Source organism: Mycobacterium sp. (assembly GCF_036488105.1).
Classification (GTDB): Bacteria; Actinomycetota; Actinomycetes; order Mycobacteriales; family Mycobacteriaceae; genus Mycobacterium.
The window spans coordinates 1-6,508 of sequence record NZ_DASXHW010000163.1 but is presented as its reverse complement, the minus strand read 5'-3'; the positions used below and the strand labels follow the sequence as shown (position 1 = coordinate 6,508).

Below are 6,508 nucleotides of genomic sequence, written 5' to 3'. Positions count from 1 at the left end.
GTCAAGAAGCGGATGAGCAACGACGAAGCCGTGCAGCGGACCGACGAGTTCTTCGTCAAGGCCGGTCGCCAGGTGTTCAAAGACTACGTCGCGTTCCCCGCGCTGACGTCGCTGTCGCCCGGCGCGAGCTACACGTCGACGCTGAAGGCGAATGCGATAGCCAATGTGATCCGCAACGTGTGGGCCAACGCGGTCATCTTCTGCGGCCATTTCCCCGACGGCGCTGAGAAATTCACCAAGACCGACATGGTGGGCGAGTCGAAGGGGCAGTGGTATCTGCGACAGATGCTGGGTAGTGCCAACTTCAACGCCGGCCCGGCGATGCGGTTCATGAGCGGCAACCTGTGCCACCAGATCGAACATCACCTATTCCCGGATCTGCCGAGCAACCGGTATGCCGAGATCTCCGTTCGGGTGCGCGAACTCTGCGACAAGTACGACTTGCCTTACACCACAGGGCCTTTCCTGGTGCAGTACGGCAAGACCTGGCGGACCATCGCCAAGCTGTCACTGCCGGACAAGTACCTGCGCGCTACCGCCGACAATGCGCCGGAAACCCGCAGCGAGTCGATGTTCGCCGCGCTGGAGCCGGGTTTCGCCGGCGCCGATCCGGCGACCGGACGTCGCCGCGGTCTGAAGACCGCCATCGCCACCGTGCGGGCGTGGCGCCGCGACAAGCGGGCCAAGGGCAACGGCGGGGACGGGCAATCGGCCGGACGGGACGACCTGGCCGCCTAAGCTTGGCGCGGTGGAGGTCGTCACAGCGCATCCGATTGTCGATGCCGTGCTGGATCGGCATCGCGATGCATTAGGCGATGATCTGTCTGCTTACCGCAACCACGTATACCGCTGCATCACCTATCACCAGCTGCTGCTTGGCTTTTCGATCCCCGACGTCGCAGCACTGGCCTGGGCGACGCACGATCTGGGCATCTGGACCGCCGGCAGCTTTGACTACCTGACGCCGTCGGCCGGCCTCGCGGCGGCGTATGCCGACGAGTTCGGCATCGCCGACATCGATCACCTACGCGCGTTGATCACCGAACACCACCGGCTTCGCCCAGTCGACGACCACGTCACCGAGACGTTCCGCAAAGCTGACCTCGTCGACGTCAGCCATGGCTTGCTGCACAACCGAATCGGGCGGTCGGCCGTCCGGGCCGCGGTCGCGCAGTTGCCGTACAGCGGATTCCACGTATTCCTCGCCAAGGGCTTGACCGGGTACGCGGTACGCCATCCGCTGCGTCCCTTGCCCATGATGCGCTGGTAACGCTGCCTGCTCATGCTGCTTCGGCGATGGCAACCAGCCGCTGCAACGTCGCCAATTGCTCCTCGTGGTCACCCTCGAGTTTCGCCAGCAGCGTGGTGATGCCAGCAGCCCGGTAGTGGCTCACCCGTTCGGCGATAATGTCTTCTGTGCCAAGCAGATTCGTCAGCCGACCCAGGTCCAACGGTACGGAGCTGCGGGCCTCGTCGTGCTTGCCGGCCTGCCATAATTCGGCGACCGTGCCGACTTCCTCGCCGTAACCCAGTCGGGTGAAAGCATCGTTGTAGAAGTTCTTCCCGCCCACGCCCATCGCGCCGATGGTGAACGCGTACCCGTCGGCGTGGCGGCGTGCGGCCGCGTCGGTGGAGGCCTGGTCGTCGTGGAACTCGACGGCGACGGGCGCGACCAGGTCCAGCTGATCAAGGGTGCGGCCAGCGAGCTGCGCGCCCGCCCGCAGCGGACCCAGGAACACCTCGGCGGCTTCGGGAATGAACGCGTTGCCCAGCCAGCCGTCGGCCGCTTCGCCGGTCAGCCGCAAGTTCTGCGGACCCATCGACGCCACGTAGACCGGGACGTGGGCGGGCCGTACCAGTGGCCGCAGCGCGGTGCCGCGACTGTCCGGCAACGGCAACGGGTAGACCTCGCCGGCGTGCTCCAGCCGATCGCCGCGGCTCACCGTGCGGACGATCTCGATGGTCTCGCGGGTGGTCTGCACCGGCTTGCGAAAGCGGACGCCGTGCCAGCCCTCCATGACGCGTGGGCCCGACGTGCCGATCCCCAAGATGAATCGCCCCGCCGACAGCTCCTGCAAGCTCAGGGCCGACGTCGCCAGCAGCGCGGGGCTGCGCGAACCCAGTTGCACGACAAACGTTCCCAGCCGCACCGACGACGTTTTGGCGGCCAGGTAGGCCAGGCCGGTCAGCGCGTCGTAGCCCCAGATCTCAGGGATCCACAGCGAGTCGACGCCGATCCGCTCGGCGGCTATCGCGAACTCGCTGGCGCCAGGTAACCGGGGTTCGATCATCGCGCCGACCTTCATGGCTGGCATGCTACAGAGGCCGACATCGAGGCCGGCGGGCACGGAGAAGGGCGAACCATGCGCTATCGCGACCTACCCACAGTCGAAGCGACTCAACGGGTTCGATGTGATGTCCCCACGGCCTGGGCGCTCGTGACCGACATCAGCCTGCCGGTGCACTGCTCAACGGAACTGCAAGGCGTCGATTGGCTCGATGGCGCCACCGCCGTTGAAGTCGGCGCGCGGTTTTACGGCCGCAGCAAGCACGAGGCATTCGGGGAATGGTCGACGGTGTGCGAGGTCGTCGAAGTCGAGGACCAACGCCGTTGGGTGTACAACGTGGTCGGACCCGAAGGGACCAGTGCGACGTGGGGGTTCGAGGTTGAGCCGACCCGCGATGGCGTCCTGGTCCGGCAGTGGGGCCGGATGGGCCCGGGACCGTCCGGGCTGACACCGGCGATCGTGGCGATGCCGGACAAGGAGGCCAGGATCGTTTCCAACCGGCTGGTCGAATGGCAGAAGAACATGCAGGCCAACCTGGAGTGGGTGCGGTCGCAGGCCGAGGGCTGAGGCTCAGCCCTCGCGCATCGCCACAAGCAGTCGGCGCGCTGCGGCGACGCGACGGGCGGCCGGGCCCGTCAGGGTGTCCAGCGCGCATTCGGGATCGGCGGGTGGGCCCATGTGCCCACAGCCGCGCGGGCAGTCTTCGATCGCTTCGGCCAGGTCGGAGAAAGCCACCACCACGTCATCGGGTTTGATGTGGGCCAGCCCGAACGAGCGGATGCCGGGCGTGTCGATCACCCAGCCATCGTGATCGAACGGCAGCGCTACCGATTGCGTCGAGGTATGCCTGCCCCGGCCGATATCGGTCACCTCGCCCACAGCTCGATGCGCTTCGGGCACAAGGCGATTCACCAATGTCGACTTGCCCACTCCGGAATGACCCAGTAGCACTGTGATTTTGCCGGCCAGCAGGTGCGCCACGGCGGCCAGTGGATCGTCGCGGCCGGCGACGATCACCTCGAGATCCAGGTCGGCGTATTGCTCGGCGAAGGGCGCGGCGGGGGCGAGATCGGTCTTGGTCAGACACAGGATCGGGGTGAGCCCGCCGGTGTAGGCGGCGATCAACGTGCGATCGACCAGCCCGGTACGCGGCGGCGGGTCGGCCAGCGCCACCACGATCAGCAGCTGATCGGCGTTGGCGACGACCACCCGCTCGGTGGGATCGGTGTCGTCGGCGGTGCGCCGCAACACCGTTCGCCGCTCACCGCGACGGACGATGCGGGCCAACGTATCCGGTCGACCGGACAGATCACCGACCACGTCGACGTGATCGCCGACGACGATCGGTGTGCGGCCCAGCTCGCGCGCCCGCATCGCGGTGACCCGTCGATCGGGAGCATCACCATCGAGCACACATCCCCACCGGCCGCGGTCGACGCTGACCACCATGGCTGATTTCGCGTCGAGGTGCTCCGGGCGGGTCTTGGTCCGCGGGCGGGAACCTTTCCCCGAGCGGATCTTGACGTCGGACTCGTCGTAGTCGCCGGGCCTCAACCGCTGGACTCCTGCTCGAGCATGTCTGCCCACATTCGAGGGAAATTCGGCAGCGTCTTTGCGGTGGTCTCGATGTCGTCCACATCTACGCCGGCGACCCGCAGGCCGACGATCGCGCCGGCCGTGGCCATCCGGTGGTCGGCATAGGACTGCCAGGTGTCCGGCCGCAGCTGCGTCGCGGTGATCTCCAGCCCGTCGGCGGTTTCGCGGCAGTCACCGCCCAGCCGGTTGATCTCGGTGCTCAACGCGGCGAGCCGGTCGGTCTCGTGGCCGCGCAGGTGGGCGATGCCGGACAGCCGTGAAACGGAACCCGGGGCGGCCAGCGCTGCGAGCACCGCCACCGACGGGGTGAGCTCGCCGACGTCGCGCAGGTTGACGTCAAAACCAGGATAGGACTGCGGCCCTCGCACTTCCAGGAACGAATCATCCTGTTTCACAACGCAATTCAATTGCCGCAGGATGCTCAGGATGGTGTCGGCGGGTTGGATGCTGACCGCCGGCCAACCGGTGATGCGAATTGCGCCCGCGCTGACCACGGCCGCGGCGATGAACGGGACGGCATTCGACAGGTCAGGCTCGATGTGCCAGTGCCGCGCCGCGACCGGGCCCGGTCGAACGTGCCAGCGGTTCGGAGTCGTGTCGTCGACCTCGACGCCGGCTTGGCGAAGCATGGCGACCGTCATCGCGATGTGCGGCGCCGACGGCAGCGCCTCACCGACGTGCTGCACGGTCAGGCCATCGGTGAACGATGCTCCGGCCAGCAGCAGTCCGGAGACGAACTGCGACGACGCCGAGGCGTCGATCTCCACCGCCCCGCCGGCGACCGATCCGGCGCCGCGCACTCCGAACGGCAGGCCGTCGCCGTCAACGTCGACGCCCAGAGCGCGCAGCGCCTTCAACAACGGCGCGATCGGGCGGACCCGGGCCTGCTCGTCGCCGTCGAACGTGATGGCGGCCAGGCCCAGCGCCGCCAGCGGCGGGACGAAACGCAACACCGTGCCGGCCAGGCCGCAGTCGATGCGGGTCTCGGGCGGCGGGGCGATCGTTCCGCTGACCGCGAGCTCGTCGGCCGGTCCGTCGACCCGCAGGCCCAGCGCTTCGAGTGCACCGATCATCAGGTCGGTGTCGCGGCTGCGCAGCGCGCCGCTGATGGTTGAGGTGCCGCCGGTGGCGGCGGCCAGCGACGCGAGCACCAATGCCCGGTTGGTCTGGGATTTCGAGCCGGGCACGGTCACCGTCGCGTGTACCGGCCGCGAGGCGTACGGGGCGGCCCAGGTATTCACGTGCTCCATCCTGCCCGGTCGGCACGGGTGCCGGTGTCTCGACCCGAAAGCTTGCTGATGCCGGGTTATCCGCAGTTGCGGTTTGATCCACAGGTTGGGCTTTGCGCCATCTGCTGAGGCCAGGATTGTCGGGCTGATTCGTAGCTTCGAGGTATGGGTCCAGCGATCAGCGCCGACGAGGCACGAGAACGGATCACTTCCGCTCTCGATGCGATCGACGCCGCCCACGACGTGATGCGCGATACGCCGTCGGATCTGGTGGGCAACAGGTTTTGCGTTGATGCCGCAGCGCGATTGGAGACCCAGGAGCGCGCCAACCGCGGCCTGATGTACCGCATTTTCGCCGAGATCGCCGACCCCCCGGATGAGGCCGGGTCGATAGCGCAGATGCGATCGATGTTGTGGAAGCGACTGCGTATCACGCCCAACGAAATCAGCCGACGGTGCAAGCTCGCGGTTCGGATCCGCCCGCGCCGTTCGCTGACCGGCCCGCCGCTTCCGCCGGAGTTGCCGACGTTGGCGCAAGCCGTTGAGGCCGGCGTGATCGGCGACGACCATATCCGCGCGGTATGCCGAGCCGTCGACCTGCTGCCCGGCTGTGTCTCCCCTACCGACACGACCGCCGCAGAGCGCACCCTGGTCGAGCACGCGACCAAAGTCGATGCGGGAATCGTCGCGAAGTTGGGACAGCGCATCGCCGACTACCTCAATCCTGACGGCCTGTTCAGCGATGAGGACCGAGCCCGTCGCCGCGGGCTGCACCTCGGCCAGCAAGGACCCGACGGCATGTCGCGGCTGTCCGGATTGCTCGACCCGGAGGCCCGCGCGTACTTCGAAGCCATCGAGGCAGCAGTGCGGCCGGGCCGTCACCAACCCGACGACGACCCCCAGGCACGCGACGGCCGCAGCCCGGCCCAACGCAGCCACGATGCGTTGAAGCTCGGCCTGGAAACCGCCATCGCATCCGGCGGCCTTGGTGTACACCGCGGCCATCCGGTCACCGTGGTCGTCACCACGACCCTGGCCGAACTCGATCAAGCAGCCCGCGCAGCGGTGGACGCATCGGTCCCGATGCCGCCCCCCGCGAGAACCGGAGGTGGCTCGAGGCTGCCGATGCGGGATCTGATCCGCATGGCCGCGAGCGCAATTCACTACCTCGCCGTGTTCGACGACCACACCGAACGGCCGCTGTACCTGGGCCGCCAGAAACGCGTCGCCACCGCCGACCAGCGATTGATCTGTTATGCCCGCGACCGCGGCTGCACCCGACCCAACTGCCTGGTATCGGGCTATTACTGCGAGGTGCACCATTCACCCGATTGGTTACACGGCGGCTGCACCGACGCCGACAAACTGCACTTCGCGTGCTGCCCGAATCACGGT

7 protein-coding genes are annotated in these 6,508 nt (G+C 67.5%); 4 read left to right on the top strand and 3 right to left on the bottom strand.

What is annotated here, in order from left to right:
- Positions 1–738 (top strand): acyl-CoA desaturase (locus tag VGH54_RS08530; RefSeq protein WP_331511510.1); only part of this gene is annotated, 738 nt, incomplete at its 5' end.
- Positions 739–748: 10 nt separating this feature from the next.
- Positions 749–1,270, top strand: coding sequence for a hypothetical protein (locus VGH54_RS08525; RefSeq protein ID WP_331511509.1), 522 nt, complete (start codon positions 749–751; stop codon positions 1,268–1,270).
- 10 nt (positions 1,271–1,280) lie between these two features.
- On the opposite strand, the gene VGH54_RS08520 is transcribed toward VGH54_RS08525, so the two are convergent.
- Positions 1,281–2,306 carry an LLM class flavin-dependent oxidoreductase gene (locus VGH54_RS08520; protein ID WP_331511507.1) on the bottom strand — a complete coding sequence of 342 codons (1,026 nt, stop codon included), beginning with the start codon at positions 2,304–2,306 and terminating at the stop codon, positions 1,281–1,283.
- A 57-nt stretch (positions 2,307–2,363) separates the two neighbouring features.
- On the opposite strand from VGH54_RS08520, the gene VGH54_RS08515 reads away from it, so the two are divergent.
- Positions 2,364–2,855, top strand: coding sequence for an SRPBCC family protein (locus tag VGH54_RS08515; RefSeq protein WP_331511506.1), 492 nt, complete (start codon positions 2,364–2,366; stop codon positions 2,853–2,855).
- A 3-nt stretch (positions 2,856–2,858) separates the two neighbouring features.
- On the opposite strand, the gene rsgA is transcribed toward VGH54_RS08515, so the two are convergent.
- Both rsgA and aroA read right to left on the bottom strand, forming a co-directional pair.
- The gene (rsgA, locus tag VGH54_RS08510; protein WP_331511505.1) at positions 2,859–3,842 is read right to left on the bottom strand and encodes a ribosome small subunit-dependent GTPase A; all 984 of its coding nucleotides are present in this window, start codon (positions 3,840–3,842) and stop codon (positions 2,859–2,861) included.
- On the bottom strand, positions 3,839–5,125 hold the full coding sequence (gene aroA, locus VGH54_RS08505) for a 3-phosphoshikimate 1-carboxyvinyltransferase (RefSeq protein ID WP_331511504.1): 1,287 nt from the start codon (positions 5,123–5,125) through the stop codon (positions 3,839–3,841). The genes rsgA and aroA overlap by 4 nt, the downstream gene beginning before the upstream one ends.
- Before the next feature lie 153 nt (positions 5,126–5,278).
- Between aroA and VGH54_RS08500 the strand changes: the two genes are divergently transcribed.
- A partial coding sequence (locus VGH54_RS08500; protein ID WP_331511503.1) for an HNH endonuclease signature motif containing protein occupies positions 5,279–6,508 on the top strand: 1,230 nt, incomplete at its 3' end.

Excerpts from the sequence above, each read along its gene's own strand:
- VGH54_RS08520 (WP_331511507.1), bottom strand. The coding sequence starts at position 2,306 with ATGAAGGTCGGCGCGATGATCGAACCCCGGTTACCTGGCGCCAGCGAG.
- VGH54_RS08515 (WP_331511506.1), top strand. The coding sequence starts at position 2,364 with ATGCGCTATCGCGACCTACCCACAGTCGAAGCGACTCAACGGGTTCGA.